This is a genomic window from Xanthomonas sp. NCPPB 901 (genome assembly GCF_056725085.1).
The window spans coordinates 1,576,484-1,592,502 of record NZ_CM161511.1 but is presented as its reverse complement, the minus strand read 5'-3'; the positions used below and the strand labels follow the sequence as shown (position 1 = coordinate 1,592,502).

The following is a 16,019-nucleotide window of genomic DNA, read 5'->3' as shown; positions in this document are numbered from 1 at the left end:
ATGCCCTAGACACACACAAGCCTGCGCGATGCGCTCGGCGCGCATGCCAGCCGCCGGACGCGCCCGGTGTCGGCGAAGCCGCGCCCGGCGCCTCAGTGGCGCTGCTGCAGGAACCAGTTCGCCGCGCCGATCACCCCGAGCTGGCCATGCTCGACCAGCTTCACCGGGATCTGTTCCAGCGCCGGACGCATCGCACCCTTGTTCAAGTAGCGCTCGACGAACGGACTGGCGGACAGGAAGGCACCGATCTGCGGCAGGAAGCCGCCGGCCAGATAGATGCCGCCCTGCACGCCGTACAGCAGGGCCATGTCGCCGACCACGCTGCCGAGCAGGCCGCAGAACGCGGACAGCGCCTCGTGCGCCAGCGGATCGTTGTCGGCCAGCGCGGCCGCGGTAATGTCGCTCGGTACGGCAAGCGCGGGCGTGGCGCCACGCAGTTCGCACAACACGCGATAGAGATTGAGCAGGCCCGGGCCGGACAGGAAATGCTCCATCGGCACATAGGAACGGTCGCGCAGCAGCCGCTGCGCCAAGGCCATTTCCAGGTCGTTGCCGATCGGTAGCGCGGCGTGGCCGGCCTCGGTGGCCAGCACCACGGCGCCGCCGTGGGTCGGGATCCATACCGCGGCGCCGAGGCCGGTGCCCGGGCCGATCACCAGCGCCGGCCCGCGCTGCGCCGTGCGCGGCCCGGTCAGATGCAGCACTTCGCTGGCGTCCATCGACGCCGCGGCATACGCCACCGCCTCGAAATCGTTGACCAGATGCAGCGCCTTCAGGCCCAGCCGTTCGCGGATCTCCGGCGGCGACAGCGTCCACGGCAGATTGGTGGTGATGACGCGTCCATCCTCGAGCGCATAACCGGCGCTGGCGATCACGCCGCGGGTCGGCTTCGGCCCCTGCACCTGAGCAAGGAACTCGCCGATGATTTCGGCCAGGCCGGGATAGTCGGCACAGCGATACTTGCGATAGTCCAGCACGTCGACCGACGGCGCCGGGCCAGCGCCTGCAGCGCGTGCGACCAGGCCGATCCGGACATGGGTTCCGCCGACATCGGCAGCAATGAAGGGCTCGGCGCGCGGCACGGCCGCTGCCACTGATGAACTGCTTGCGGACACGTCTTCTCCCGTTGCGCCAGAGCAGGCGCACGCCGATTCGGCCTATTGATCGAGTGTCGGACCACCTTGACAACGTTGTCAAGATGAATTTCACCAGTTTGTCGTTTTGTCTTCACCAGGCCGACGTCATGGGGCGGATCGCCTTGCAGCGCGTATGGTCGACCACAAAGACACATTGCATGGGTGAACACCCGTCGCAAAATTTCGCCGCATCGCACAAATTTTTGCCACACGTCGATTAACCCGGCAGCCCTTGCCGCGGCGGGGCCTCCCGACCTCGGCGCGGATCCCGCCACCGCCCCGGGCGATGTTTTCTTTTGTAGACAAGCACCTAGCGCAGGCCTCCGACAGGCCGCGAAAGCCTCCGGAAAGCTACCCCGGCCAGGCTCGATTGCAATCGTCAAAATCGTGTGAAACGGGTGTTGACAACGCTGTCAGCGCTACGACAGACTCGGCTCACACAAGTTTTACAACTTCAAGACATGCCACGTTCAGGGGATTCAGACACAGCGACGCTTCGCCGCTCCTCCCGCGCCAAGTGGCAGGACGCGCGCTGACGCTGCGGCCGGCATCCCCCGAACCGACGAGACCACGCCCGATGCCGGGCACGGGCGCAGCCGCACCCGGATCAGGCAACACGGTGCACTGCTTCATTGCTGGACTTGGTTGTTACCTGCAGGAACACAGGAAGAACCGGCGCCCTCGATGCCGCCGGTTGGCTACTTCCGCGTCAGCGACCGGACGACGCGCATCGAGATGCGATCCGCGCAGCGCCACCAGGCGCGGCGCCATCCACCAGGCCGGGCAGCGGCCAGCACGCCGGAACATCGGTTGGCACCTCATGCCCAAGTACTCACCCAGAGGTTTAGCCAATGAATAGCCGCACCACTACCTTAGCCATCAGCATCATGGCCGCGCTGTACCTGTCCGGTAACGCCGCCGCGCAGGAAGCGCCCGCTTCCGCCAGCGCGGATTCCAAGAACGTCCAGCAGCTCGATGCCATCACCGTCACCGGCTACCGCGCCTCGCTGGAGAAGAGCCAGTCGGTGAAGCGCTCGGCCAACTCCATCGTCGATGCGATCAGCGCCGAGGACATCGGCAAGTTCCCGGACACCAACGCCGCCGAGTCGCTGGCGCACCTGCCGGGCATCAGCGTGGACCGCCAGTTCGGCGAAGGCGAGAAGGTCAGCATCAACGGCACCGACCCGGCGCTGAACCGCGTGCTGCTCAACGGCCAGACCATCGCCTCGGGCGACTGGGGCGGCAACCCGACCGACACCAGCGGCCGCACCTTCAACTACACCCTGCTGTCGCCGGAAATCATCGGCCTGATGGAGGTCTACAAGACCCCGGAAGCGCGCATCGACGAAGGCTCGATCGGCGGCACCGTTATCGTGCACACCCGCAAGCCGCTGGACCTGCCGAAGAACACCATCCGCGGCTCCATCGGCTACAACTACAACGACCGTTCGGAAGAAGGCAATCCGCGCGGCTCGGCGCTGTGGAGCTGGAAGAACGACGACGAGACCTTCGGTGCGTTGATCTCCGCCACCCACGACAAGCAGGACCTGTCGCGCGCCGGCATCGAGTTCTTCGGCTACAACACCGGCGCCGGCATCCCGCCGACCGCGCGCATCTCCGGCGACGGTGGTAACGTCGCCACCGCCAAGATTCCGGTGGGCATCAACAGTGCCTTCTTCCAGCAGACCCGCGAGCGCAACGGCCTGCAGGGCGCGCTGCAGTGGAAGCCGAACGATCAGAACGAGTTCAACCTGACCGGCATCTACATCAAGGGCAAGTACAACAACTTCAGCGAATCGCGCTACGTCTGTCCGGGTTGCGGCGACCAGGACAAGATCACCAGCGCCACGGTGCAGAACGGCTACATCACCCAGGCCACGGTCACCGACGGCGCCGGCAACGGCAAGCAGCCGTACGCGCAGCTGGACACCAACTACCGCGAAAGCACCGTCACCACCAAGAGCCTGAACCTGCGCCACGACTTCTACGGCGACAAGTGGGTGTTCACCACCCAGGCCGGCGCCACCGAGGCCACCGGCGGCAAGAGCCCCGAGTACCTGATGAAGTTCCTGCTGAAGGACGGCGGCTACAACTTCGGTTACGACGGCAGCCACACCGACGTCAACTACGACAACGGCAGCGCCGCCAACTGGGGCCTGGTCGGCTCGCCGGCCGGCCTGGCGCCCGGCTCCACCGCCGCCTCGGCGATGCAGGCCGGCGGCATCTACTACGCCAAGAGCACGGACAAGGAGAAGTACTTCCAGTTCGACGCCGCGCGCGACCTGGACTGGGGTCCGCTGAACAAGCTGCAGCTCGGCTACAAGTACATCAACCACGACAACGGCGTCGACGCCCGCGGCAACCGCATCAACACCACCAACGCGGTGTCGCTGACCGACTTCAGCCCGGGCACCACCCCGAGCGGCCTGTACGACGGCCTGGGCGCCAGCGGCGACCTGACCAACTGGTCGACCGCCAACCTCAACTCGGTGATCAGCTACCTGCGCGGCCAGCCGCAAGGTCCGTACAAGATCGACTACGGCTCCTCGTTCGACGTCAAGGAAATCACCAGCGACCTGTACGCGCAGCTGAACTTCGAGTCCGGCGCGTGGCGCGGCAACCTGGGTGTGCGCTACGTGGACACCAAGGACAAGTCGCTGTACTGGCAGAGCAATGACGGCGGCGCCACCTACAACCAGACCCAGGTGACCAAGCAGTACTACAAGCCGCTGCCGAGCTTCAACCTGGCCTACGATCTGGACACCGACAAGGTGCTGCGCTTCTCCGTGGCCAAGGTGATGGCGCGTCCGCGCTACGGCGACCTGGCCGGCTCGTTCACCATCAACAGCAGCAACGGCAACCTGACCGCCAGCGGCGGCAACCCGGACCTGAAGCCCTACGAGTCGACCAACTACGATCTGGCCGCCGAGTGGTACTTCGCCCCGTCCAGCATGCTGTCGGCGGAACTGTTCTACCGCGACATCAGCTCGTACATCGTCACCACCACCACGCAGCAGCAGCTGACCGATGCGGTGTCCGGGGTGAGCGGCCTGTACACGGTGAGCTCGCCGGTCAATGCCTCCGACGCCAAGGTCAAGGGCGCCTCGCTGAACTACCAGCAGGCGTTCGGCTACGGCTTCGGCCTGCAGGCGAACTACACCTACGCCACCGCCGACGCCAGCACCGGCCTGAACCTGCCGTACCTGTCGAAGAACACCTACAACGTGATCCCCTACTGGGAAAACGGTCCGTGGATGGTGCGCGTGAACTACAGCTACCGCTCCAAGTACTTCACCCAGGTCGGCCGCCTGAACTCGCAGGTGTTCACCGACGAGTACAAGCAGCTGGATCTGACCGCCTCGTACGAGATCAACGACTGGATGAGCGTGAGCTTCAGCGCGACCAACCTGCTCGACTCGACCTACTACTGGTACAACGAGGTCAAGTACGCGCCGATCGGCATGTACAAGAACGGCCGCGGCTACCAGGCGCAGCTGAACTTCAAGTTCTGATGTAACACCGGCGCGCCACCGTCCCTCCACGGTGGCGCGCTGTTTCGTGTCCGGCGCGGCGGCGCCGGCATCGTCTTCCGCAACAAGGAGTGCCGTTCCATGACGACCGAGACCCGCCCCCGTGCGGACCGATCCCGCCACGCCGGAGCCGCACGCCAGACCCTGGCCAGCGCACTGGCCCTCATGCTCGCGCTGACGGCCCTGCCCGCCGGCGCCGCGGACGCGCCGTCGCCGACGGCGCCCACCGCCACCACCCTCAGTCCCGAACAGATCGACCAGCAGTGGCTGCAGGCCACCGCCAAGTACGCGCCCGAACGCGCGCGCCTGGTGCGCGAAGCCAACGACGGCGCGCGCGGCGGACCGTTCCGGCCCGACTGGACCTCGCTCAAGCAGTACCGCTCGCCGTCCTGGTACGACAACGCCAAGTTCGGCATCTTCATCCACTGGGGCGTGTTCTCGGTGCCGGCCTTCGGCAACGAGTGGTACTCGCGCAACATGTACCAGCAGGGCAGCAAGGACTACCTGCATCACCGCGAGACCTACGGCCCGCAGTCGCGCTTCGGCTACAAGGACCTGATCCCGCTGTTCACCGCGCCCAAGTTCGATCCGCAGGCCTGGGCCGCGCTGTTCCGCGACGCCGGCGCCCGCTACGTGGTGCCGGTGGCCGAGCACCATGACGGCTTCGCGATGTACGACTCGCAACTGTCGGACTGGACCGCGACCAAGATGGGCCCGCGCCGCGACGTGATCGGCGAGTTGTCCAAGGCGATCCGCGCGCAGGGCCTGCATTTCGGCCTGTCCTCGCACCGCGCCGAGCACGACTGGTTCTTCGACGGCGGCCGCCAGTTCGACTCCGACGTCAACGACCCGCGTTACGCCGGCCTGTACGGCCCGGCGCAGGTCCGCCTGCCGGGCAAGGACGACGCCGACGTGCACAACGACTGGACTCCGGTCTCGCAGGCCTGGCTGGACGACTGGCTGGCGCGCACCACCGAATTGATCGACCGCTACGACCCGGACCTGATCTATTTCGACTGGTGGATCGCGCACCCGACCTTCCGCGGCACGCTGCCGACCATGCTCTCGTACTACTACAACCACGGCGCGGCCAAGGGCGGCGTGGTGGTGAACTACAAGCTCGGCGCCTTCCCCGAAGGGGCCGGCACGCTGGATATCGAGCGCGGCCAGCTCACCGGCATCCATCCCACCCACTGGCAGACCGACACCTCGGTCAGCAACGCCTCGTGGGGCTATGTCGAGAACGACACCTACAAGACCCCGACCTTCATCATCCACATGCTGGTGGACGTGGTCAGCAAGAACGGCAACCTGATGCTCAACATCGGGCCGCGCGCCGACGGCTCGATCCCGGACACCGAGCGCGCGATCCTGCTGTCGATCGGCAAGTGGCTCAAGACCAACGGCGAGGCGATCTATGACAGCACGCCGTGGCGCAGCTACGGCGAAGGCCCCACCGAAGTGGTCGGCGGCACCTTCCAGGACACCAAGACCAAGCCGTACACGCCCGAGGACTTCCGCTTCACCACCGGCCACGGCGCGCTGTACGCGATCGAGCTGGGCTGGCCGGCCGACGGCAAGGCGGTGATCCGCTCGCTGAAGCCGGCCGACGGCGTGCGCAGCGTCACCCTGCTCGCCGACGGCAAGCCGGTGCCGTTCGAGCAACGCGCCGACGGCCTGCACCTGCGCCTGCCGGCCAAGCCGGTGGGCGAACACGCCTACGTGTTCCGCATCGCCCTGTCTTCCCCCACCCCGCCAACGGATCCCTCCCGATGATGAAGCGTTTCGCAGGGCTGCTGTTCGCCCTCGCCCTGGCCTGCGGGCCGGCCATGGCCAAGAACCCGACCGCGCTGTTCTATCTGATGAACACGCAGAAATCGACCAACTCGTTCCTGGCCCACCTCGACAAGATCGACGTGGTGGTGCCGACCTGGTACGGCGTGGACCAGAGCGGCCTGGTCAACGGCACCCCGAACCTGTACCTGTACGAGATCGCCAAGCAGCACAAGCTGCGGGTGATGCCGATCCTGTCGATGACCACCGGCCGCGAGGGCTTCCACAAGCTGCTGCACGACGAGGACGCCAAGCAACGCATGATCGCGGCGCTGCTGATCCACGGCCGCAAGCACGGCTATGAAGGCTTCCAGTTCGATTTCGAGAACATCGCCTGGACCGACCGCGACGCCTACTCGCTGATGGTCAAGCAGACCGCCGAGGCGCTGCACAAGGCCGGCTTCAAGCTGTCGGTGGCGGTGGTGCCGAACGCGCCGGGCTATGCCGAAGGCGGCGCGTTCTCCAAGTGGATGTGGGAGTACTGGCGCGGCGCCTACGACCTCAAGGCGCTGAGCGCCTCGGCCGACCTGATCAGCCTGATGACCTACGACCAGCACACCCGCTGGACCACGCCCGGCCCGGTGGACGGCATGGTGTGGATGAAGAAGCACCTGGACTACGCGCTGACCCAGGTGCCGAAGGACAAGCTGTCGCTGGGCATCGCCACCTACGGCTACCGCTGGTACACCGGCAATCCGGTCAAGCCCGACGGCACCGAGGCGTCGAACATCGCCGCCGACTACATCGACGCCGACGAGTCGTTCCCGCTGGCGGTGGAGCAGAACGCCACCGTGCAATGGGACCCGGTGGAACAGGAGTCGTGGTTCTATTTCTACCGCGACGACATGCGCGAATGGGTGTTCCGCCCGGACGCGCGCAGCTTCCGCGCCCGCTACGACCTGGTCAAGCAGTACGGCCTGGAAGGCTTCAGCTGCTGGGTGCTGGGCGCCGAGGATCCCAAGGTCTGGGACGAACTGCCGACCGCGGCGCGCTGACCGGCCGTCGCACGCGCGATGCGGACGGATGCATGCGGCGCGCGGCGAACGCGCCGCGCTCACCTCAGGCTACCCCACAGCCTCTACGATATGCATCTCGATCGCTTGAGGTAGACCGATGACTGCAGTGGGTGCACACCCCCGATTGCCGCACCGCCCGATGCCCGCCGCCGCGCGCATCGCGGCGGCTTCCCGCAACGCCTGGCTGGGGTTGTCCCTGCTCGCCTGTGGCAGTTTGCTCGGCGGCTGCGACCGCGCGCCGCCGCCCGCTCCGACAGCGGCGGCCAAGCCCGCCGCAGCGCCGCCGCCGGCCCCGAAACACGATGACGACGACGACAAGACGCCGCTGCCGCTGATCCCGGCGCCGGCCAAGGCCGAGCGCGACGGCGGCACCCTGACCATCGGCACCGGCGCCGTGCTGTCGGTGCCGACCGACGACCCCGGCGCGCAGCGCGTGGCCCAGCAACTGTCGCAACTGCTGAGCAAGACCCGCGGACTGTCGCTGGAGGTGCGCGCGGAGACCATCCCCGCCGACGGCAGCATCCGCCTGCAGCTCAATCCCAATACCGAGGTGGCGCAGGCCGAGGGCTACACGCTGGACGTGGACCCGCGCACCATGCTGATCCAGGCGCGCGAGGAGCGCGGCCTGTTCTACGGCGCGATCAGCGCCTGGCAGTTGATGACGCCCGATGCCGGCAAGGGCGAGGTCGACGTGCCGCAGGTGCATATCCGCGACTGGCCGCGCTTCGGCTGGCGCGGCGTGCTGCTCGACGTGGCGCGGCACTTCCATGGCCCGGACACGGTCAAGCGCCTGCTCGACGCGATGGCCCAGCACAAGCTCAACGTGCTGCACCTGCACCTGACCGACGACCAGGGCTGGCGCATCGAGATCAAGCGCTATCCCAAGCTCACCGAGATCGGCGCCTGGCGCACCCCGCCCGGCGCCGGCACCCACGGCCTGCCCGATCGCTACGGCGGCTTCTACACCCAGGACCAGATCCGCGACCTGGTGGCCTATGCCGCCGAACGCCACATCACCATCGTGCCGGAGCTGGACATGCCCGGCCACGCGCAGGCGGCGGTGGCGGCGTATCCGGAACTGGTCGGGGTGACCCGGCAGCGGCCCAAGGTGTCGGTGGACTGGGGCGTCAATCCGTACCTGTTCAACACCAACGACAAGAGCATGACCTTCATCCGCGGCGTGCTGGACGAAGTGCTGCAACTGTTCCCCTCGCCGTACATCCACATCGGTGGCGACGAAGCGGTCAAGGACCAGTGGGAACACTCGCCGGCGGTGCGCGCGCAGATGCGCAAGCTCGGCATCAAGGATGCGCATGCGTTGCAGGGCTGGTTCAACCAGCAACTGGCCGACTACCTGACCCAGCACCAGCGGCGCCTGATCGGCTGGGACGAGATCCTGGAAGGCGGCCTGCCGGCCAGCGCCTCGGTGATGTCCTGGCGCGGCGTGGACGGCGCCGTGGCCGCCGCCAAGCAGGGCCACGACGTGGTGCTGGCGCCGGCCGGCTGGATGTACCTGGACAACCTGCAGAGCGCACGCAACGACGAGCCCAACGGCCGCCTGGCGACGCTGCCGCTGCAGAAGGTCTACGGCTTCGATCCGGTGCCGGCCGCGCTCAACGCCGAGGAGAGCAAGCACGTGCTCGGCGTGCAGGCGGCGCTGTGGAGCGAGTACATCCCCTCCGCCTGGCATATCGACCATGCGCTGTTCCCGCGGCTGAGCGCGGTGGCCGAAGCCGGCTGGTCGCCGATGGCCGCGCGCGACTGGAACGGCTTCCTGCAGCGCCTGCCGGCGCAGCTGGACCGCTACCGCCTGCAGGGCATCGCCTACGGCGACGGCGCCTTCGCCCCGGACATCGCCGTGCAGGGCGGCGACAACGCCGCGCTGGACAGCGGCAAGGCCACCGTGGTGCTGGACAACCAAGCCAAGTTCGGCAGCTTCCGCTACACCACCGACGGCAGCGAGCCCAAGGCCGATTCGCCGCGCTATACCGCGCCGTTCGCGGTAACCCTGCCGGTGACCGTGCGCGCGGCCACCTACGCCGACGACGGCCGCCTGCTGGCCGCGCCGCGCAGCCGCATCCTCGACCGCGCCAACCTGCTCAGCCGCGACACCCAGGGCCTGGGCTCGTGCGCCGGCGGCGAGCTGGGCCTGCGCGTGCCGTTGCTGCCGGACCTGGCCGACCAGGACACGCCGGTGTTCAACATCGACCTGTTCACCAGCTGCTGGCGCTACGCCGACGCGCGCCTGGACGGCATCGACCGCATCCGCATCGACGCCGCGCGCCTGGCGCGCAATTACGGGCTGGCGCACGACCAGGCCAAGGTCAAGCGCTACCCGGCGCACAGCCCGCGCGGCGAGTTCGAAGTGCGCCTGGGCGACTGCAAGGGCAAGCTGCTGGCGCGGCTGCCGCTGCCGCGCGGCAAGACCCTGGGCGACCAGTTCGCGCTGGAAGCGCGGCTGCCCAAGCAGACCGGCGTGCACGACCTGTGCCTGCGCTCCACCGCGCCCATCGCCGGGCCGTACTACGCCATCGGCGCCGTCCATTTGATCGACACCGCTGCGCAGGCGCCCCCCGACGCCGCGCACTGACCACGGAGACCCTCGCATGACCCAGCCGCCCCGCCGCCCCCGTTCCGCACTGCGTACGCCCCTTCCTGCCCGCCTCGGGCTGCTGCTGGCGCTGGCCTTGCCGGCGCTGGGACAGGCGGCGGCGCCGGCGACGCTGTCGCTGCAACAGGGCTGGCAGGTGCGGCTGGCGCCGGGCGATGCCAACGCCAAGGCGCACCCGAAGGCGGCGCAATGGCTGCCGGCGCAGGTGCCGGGCACGGTGCAGACCGACCTGATCGCCGCCGGGGTGGTGCCCGATCCGTTCTACCGCGACAACGAAGCGCAGATCCAGTGGGCCGGACTGAGCGACTGGCAGTACCAGACCCACTTCCGGGCGGACGCGGCGCTGCTGGCGCGCACCCACGTGGAACTGGTGTTCGACGGTCTGGACACCTTCGCCGAGGTCTACCTCAACGGCAAGAAGCTGCTCGCCGCCGACAACATGTTCCGGCAGTGGCGGGTGGACGCCAAGCCGCTGCTCAAGCGCGGCGACAATCTGCTGGAAGTGCGCATCGCCTCGCCGATCAAGAAGATCCAGCCGTGGCTGTCCAGGCAGCCGTATGCGCTGCCCGGTGCCTACGACTCGGCGTTCGGCGACGAGCCGGTGGCGCGGCACAGCTCCACCTACGTGCGCAAGGCGCCGTACAACTTCGGCTGGGACTGGGGCCCGCGCATCGTCACCGCCGGCATCTGGCAGGGCGTGCGCCTGGAGGCCTGGGACGACCTGCGCGTGGACGGCCTGCGCATCGCCCAGCAGCGCGTCGACGCCGACGCGGCGCAGCTGCTGGCGCAACTGCAGGTGCAGGCCAGCCGCAGCGGCGACGTGCAGTTGGACCTCGAGGTCCTCGGCCCCGATGGCCAGCGCGTCGGCCAGTTCACCCAGCGCACGGTCGTCGACCCCGGCGCCAACACCCTGACCGTGCCGGTACGCATCGCCAAGCCGCAGCGCTGGTTCCCGGCCGGCTACGGCCGCCAGGACCTGTACACGTTCAAGGCGCAGCTGCGCGATGCCGCCGGCGAACGCCTGGACGCGCAGCGCGTCACCGGCCTGCGCAGCGTCGAACTGCGCCGCGAGAAGGACCAATGGGGCAAGAGTTTCGCCCTGGTGGTCAACGGCATCCCGGTGTTCGCCAAGGGCGCCAACCTGATCCCGTTCGACAGCTTCCCCACCCACGTCGATGCCGCGCGCATGCGCGGCTTCCTGCAGTCCGCACGCGACGCCAACATGAACATGCTGCGCATGTGGGGCGGCGGCCATTACCAGCCGGACAGCTTCTACGAGGACGCCGACCGTCTGGGCATCATGATCTGGCAGGACTTCATGTTCGGCGGCGCCATCCCGCCCTACGACGTGGCCTTCCGCGAGAACACCCGTGCCGAGGCCGAGGAACAGGTCAGGCGCCTGGGCGACCATCCCAGCATCGTCCTCTGGTGCGGCAACAACGAAGTGCAGACCGGTTGGGAGAACTGGGGCGATCGCATCACCTTCAAGCAGTCGATCGATCCGGAAGAGCGCGAGCGCATCGTGCGCGGCATGACCACGCTGTTCGGCACGGTGTTGCGCGAAGCGGTGCAGAAGTACGACAGCGACACCCCGTACTGGGCAACCTCGCCGGGCACCGATTTCGACGGCGCCGCCGACCAGCCCGACGACGGCGACATGCACTACTGGAAGGTCTGGGGCGGCCCGGCGCTGCCGGTCACCGAGTACCTCAACGTGACCCCGCGCTTCATGTCCGAGTACGGCCTGCAGTCGTTCCCGGAGATGCGCACCATCCGCGCCTTCGCCGAACCCGGCGACCTGCGCCCGGAATCGCCGGTGATGCGCGCGCACCAGAAGTTCGACAAGGGCAACGGCAACCAGCGCCTGCTGCTGTACATCCGCCGCGCCTTCGGCGAGCCCAAGGATTTCCCCAGCTTCGTCTACCTGAGCCAGATCATGCAGGCCGAGGGCATCGCCCTGGCCGCCGAGCACCTGCGCGCGTCGCGGCCGCAAGCGATGGGCTCGCTGTACTGGCAGCTCAACGACGTCTGGCCCGGCGCCTCGTGGTCGAGCCTGGACTACTTCGGCCGCTGGAAGGCGCTGCAGTACCACGCGCGCCGCTTCTATGCGCCGGAACTGATCGCCGCGTTGCGCAACGACCAGGGCCAGACCACGGTGTCGCTGGTCTCCGACCGCACCACGCCGCTGGCCGCGCGCTGGCGCATGCGGGTCATGGACCTGTCCGGCAAGGTGCTGAGCAAGACCGAGAAGCCGGTGACCCTGGCGCCGCTGTCCAGCGTGCGCGTGGCCAGCTTCAGCGATGCGCAGTTGCTGCGCCGCGCCGATCCGCGCCGCAGCGTGGCGGTGTTCGAATTGCTCGACGGCGAGCGCGTGCTGTCGCGCAACCTGGTGTACTTCGACGCGGCCAAGCGCCTGCAATGGCCGCAGGCCGACATCCGCACCGAGTTGCGCGCCGACGGCGACGGCTACGCACTGACCCTGAGCAGCGCCACGCTCGCCGCGCAGGTATGGCTGGACTTCGGCGACCTCGACGTGACCCTGTCCGACAACGCCTTCGACCTGCTGCCGGGCGAACCGCTGACCGTGCGCGTGCACAGCAACGCCAGGCTGGAGCACCTGCGCGCGGCGCTGCAGGTGCGCGACCTGGGCGGCACCCTGGCCGGCGCTCCGGCCGAACCGGTGGAGGCGAAGTGATGGGCAGGGAGATGTCGCGTGCGGGCGTCACCTTGTGGGAGGGACTTCAGTCCCGACGTGGCATTACCGGTAAAGCGTCGGGACTGAAGTCCCTCCCACAAAGGCGCATCTACCTGGCGCTGTGCGCGATCGGCCTGCTCGCCGCCCCGCTCGCCCACGCCGACGAGGCCGAGGACCGCGCCGCCGCGCTGGTGGCGAAGATGACCCGCGCCGAGAAGATCGCGCAGGCGATGAACGACGCGCCGGCGATTCCGCGCCTGGGCGTGCCGGCCTACGAGTGGTGGAGCGAGGGCCTGCACGGCATCGCCCGCAACGGCGAGGCCACGGTGTTCCCGCAGGCGATCGGCCTGGCCGCGACCTGGAACCCCGAGCTGCTGCACGACGTCGGCACCGTCACCTCCACCGAGGCGCGGGCCAAGTTCAACCTCGCCGGCGGCCCCGGCAAGGACCATCCGCGCTACGCCGGGCTGACCATCTGGTCGCCCAACATCAACATCTTCCGCGATCCGCGCTGGGGCCGCGGCATGGAGACCTACGGCGAGGATCCCTACCTCACCGGGCGGCTGGCGGTCGGCTTCATCCGCGGCCTGCAGGGCGACGATCCGGCGCACCCGCGCACCATCGCCACGCCCAAGCACCTGGCCGTGCACAGCGGGCCGGAACCGGGCCGCCACGGCTTCGACGTGGACGTGTCGCCGCACGATTTCGAGGCCACCTACTCACCGGCGTTCCGCGCCGCCATCGTCGACGGCCAGGCCGGCTCGGTGATGTGCGCGTACAACGCCCTGCACGGCACGCCCGCCTGCGCCGCCGACTGGCTGATCAACGGCCGCGTGCGCGGCGACTGGGGCTTCAAGGGTTTCGTCGTATCCGATTGCGATGCGATCGACGACATGACCCAGTTCCATTACTACCGCGCCGACAACGCCGGGTCTTCCGCGGCCGCGCTCAAGGCCGGGCACGACCTGAACTGCGGCTTCGCCTACCGCGACCTCGGCCTGGCCTTCGACCGCGGCGAGGCCGACGAGGCCCTGCTCGACCGCTCGCTGGTGCGCCTGTTCGCCGCGCGCTACCGGCTCGGCGAACTGCAGCCGCCGCGCCACGATCCGTATGCGCGGCTGGGCGCCAAGGACATCGACAACGCCGCGCACCGCGCGCTGGCGCTGCAGGCCGCGCAGCAGTCACTGGTGCTGCTGAAGAACGCCGACGCCACCCTGCCGCTGCGCCCGGGCCTGCGCCTGGCCGTGCTCGGCCCCAATGCCGACGCGCTGGCCGCGCTGGAAGCCAACTACCAGGGCACCTCGGTGCAGCCGGTGACGCCGCTGCAGGGCCTGCGCACGCGCTTCGGCGCCGCCCAGGTCGCCTATGCGCAGGGCGCGCCACTGGCCGCGGGCGTGCCCGGCATGATCCCCGAGACCGCGCTGCGCAGCGACGGCAAGCCCGGGCTGCGGGGCGAATACTTCGACAACCCGGACCTGGCCGGGAGGCCGCGCGTGCAGCGCCAGGACCGTGTGGTCGGCTTCAACTGGGACCACGTGGCGCCGGCCAAGGGCGTGGACAAGGACCGCTACTCGGTGCGCTGGAGCGGCGAACTGCTGCCGCCCGGCCCGGGCGACTACACCCTGGCGGTGCGGGTGGCGCGCTGCTTCGACTGCGCCGGCCACGACCCGGTGCGCCTGTACGTCGACGACCAGCTGGTGATCGCCGGCAACGCCGAAGACAAGCACCTGCCGGCCGGCATGCACAACGCCGATGGCCGCAACGTCGAGGCCGTGCTGCACTTCGACGACGCGCGACCGCGCCGCATCCGCCTGGAACTGGAGCATCGCGGCCAGGACCAGGGCCTGCGCCTGGAGTGGCTGGCGCCGCCGGCGCTGCAACTGGCCGAAGCCGAACGCGCGGTGGCGCAGGCCGACGCGGTGGTGGCCTTCGTCGGCCTCTCGCCGGACGTGGAAGGCGAGGAACTGCGCATCGACGTGCCCGGCTTCGATGGCGGCGACCGCAACGACCTGGCCCTGCCGGCGGCGCAGCAGGCCTTGCTGGAGCGGGCCAAGGCCAGCGGCAAGCCGCTGGTCGTGGTGCTGATGAGCGGCAGCGCAGTGGCGTTGAACTGGGCCAAGCAGCACGCCGACGCGATCATCGCCGCCTGGTATCCGGGCCAGTCCGGCGGCACCGCGATCGCCCAGGCGCTGGCCGGCGACATCAATCCCGGCGGGCGCCTGCCGGTGACCTTCTACCGCTCGACCAAGGACCTGCCGCCCTACGTCAGCTACGACATGAAGGGCCGCACCTACCGCTACTTCAAGGGCGAGCCGCTGTTCCCGTTCGGCTACGGCCTCAGCTACACCCGGTTCGCCTACGACGCGCCGCGGCTGTCGGCCGCGACGCTGCAGGCCGGCCAGCCGCTGCAGGTGAGCACCACCGTGCGCAATACCGGCGCACGCGCCGGCGACGAGGTGGTGCAGGTGTACCTGCAGTACCCGCAGCGCGCGCAGTCGCCGCTGCGCAGCCTGGTCGGCTTCCAGCGGGTGCATCTGCAGCCGGGCGAGGCGCGCACGCTGCGCTTCGCGCTGGAGGCGCGCCAGCTCAGCGACGTCGACCGCAGCGGCCAGCGCGCGGTCGAGGCCGGCGACTACCGGCTGTTCGTCGGCGGCGGCCAGCCCGGCACCGGTGCCGCCGGCGAAGACGTCGCCTTCTCGATCAGCGGGCGCATGGCCCTGCCGAAGTGAGCGACAGGGCCGCCTGCGGCCCTCTGTCTACGAAATGCGCCAGCGTCTGCGGCGGTGCAGCGTAACTGCCCGCCGCCCTCCCGTTGCCGCGCCCCCTCGCGCCCGCATCGCGGCGCCGTCTGAATTTATTTTTCACAACCTCTTGACAGTCTTCCGGGACAGCGGTATCGATAACACGTCGGTGCCACGCATCGACGATGCCAGACGCGCCGAACGCCGCAGCAACTGTGGCGTTTTCCAGGGCAGTTCCAGGGGTGATGTGCCATGTCATGCAGTCGTCGCAGCCAGGATCGATGCCTCGCCGGAGTTCCGGCGCCCTGCCTGTCGTCCGCGCGCCGCGCGGGCACGCACGGGGGCCGCTGCGCATGACACGTCGCTACAAGCTGAGCGCGCTGCGTTCGCGCTCCAAGTGCATCGCCGGCTACTCGCCGCCACGCCACTGATCGCCGTTTAACGGTCCGCCCAGCCG

General features: G+C 68.9%; 7 protein-coding genes. 6 read left to right on the top strand and 1 reads right to left on the bottom strand.

Annotated features, from left to right (window positions below):
* Positions 1-92: 92 nt before the first annotated feature.
* The gene (locus AC1PME_RS06460; RefSeq protein ID WP_481097665.1) at positions 93-1,115 is read right to left on the bottom strand and encodes a glucokinase family protein; all 1,023 of its coding nucleotides are present in this window, start codon (positions 1,113-1,115) and stop codon (positions 93-95) included.
* Between the two features lie 872 nt (positions 1,116-1,987).
* Here AC1PME_RS06460 and AC1PME_RS06455 point away from each other — a divergent pair.
* The 6 genes from AC1PME_RS06455 (at position 1,988) to AC1PME_RS06430 (ending at position 15,550) form a co-directional block, all read left to right on the top strand.
* Positions 1,988-4,648 (top strand): TonB-dependent receptor, encoded by a 2,661-nt coding sequence (locus AC1PME_RS06455; protein WP_481097664.1) that lies wholly within the window; start codon positions 1,988-1,990, stop codon positions 4,646-4,648.
* 99 nt (positions 4,649-4,747) lie between these two features.
* On the top strand, positions 4,748-6,442 hold the full coding sequence (locus AC1PME_RS06450) for an alpha-L-fucosidase (RefSeq protein ID WP_481097663.1): 1,695 nt from the start codon (positions 4,748-4,750) through the stop codon (positions 6,440-6,442).
* Positions 6,439-7,494: a glycosyl hydrolase family 18 protein gene (locus AC1PME_RS06445; protein WP_481097662.1), complete on the top strand. Its 1,056-nt coding sequence runs from the start codon at positions 6,439-6,441 to the stop codon at positions 7,492-7,494. Before AC1PME_RS06450 ends, AC1PME_RS06445 begins: the two co-directional genes overlap by 4 nt.
* Positions 7,495-7,612: 118 nt before the next feature.
* Positions 7,613-10,105, top strand: coding sequence for a family 20 glycosylhydrolase (locus tag AC1PME_RS06440; protein ID WP_481097661.1), 2,493 nt, complete (start codon positions 7,613-7,615; stop codon positions 10,103-10,105).
* Positions 10,106-10,121: 16 nt separating this feature from the next.
* Positions 10,122-12,821: a beta-mannosidase gene (locus AC1PME_RS06435; protein WP_481097660.1), complete on the top strand. Its 2,700-nt coding sequence runs from the start codon at positions 10,122-10,124 to the stop codon at positions 12,819-12,821.
* Entirely contained in the window at positions 12,821-15,550 is a 2,730-nt protein-coding gene (locus AC1PME_RS06430; protein WP_481097659.1) for a glycoside hydrolase family 3 C-terminal domain-containing protein, read from the top strand. The genes AC1PME_RS06435 and AC1PME_RS06430 overlap by 1 nt, the downstream gene beginning before the upstream one ends.
* Positions 15,551-16,019 lie beyond the last annotated feature (469 nt).

Excerpts from the sequence above, each read along its gene's own strand:
- AC1PME_RS06455 (WP_481097664.1), top strand. The coding sequence starts at position 1,988 with ATGAATAGCCGCACCACTACCTTAGCCATCAGCATCATGGCCGCGCTG.
- AC1PME_RS06450 (WP_481097663.1), top strand. The coding sequence starts at position 4,748 with ATGACGACCGAGACCCGCCCCCGTGCGGACCGATCCCGCCACGCCGGA.
- AC1PME_RS06445 (WP_481097662.1), top strand. The coding sequence starts at position 6,439 with ATGATGAAGCGTTTCGCAGGGCTGCTGTTCGCCCTCGCCCTGGCCTGC.
- AC1PME_RS06440 (WP_481097661.1), top strand. The coding sequence starts at position 7,613 with ATGACTGCAGTGGGTGCACACCCCCGATTGCCGCACCGCCCGATGCCC.
- AC1PME_RS06435 (WP_481097660.1), top strand. The coding sequence starts at position 10,122 with ATGACCCAGCCGCCCCGCCGCCCCCGTTCCGCACTGCGTACGCCCCTT.
- AC1PME_RS06430 (WP_481097659.1), top strand. The coding sequence starts at position 12,821 with ATGGGCAGGGAGATGTCGCGTGCGGGCGTCACCTTGTGGGAGGGACTT.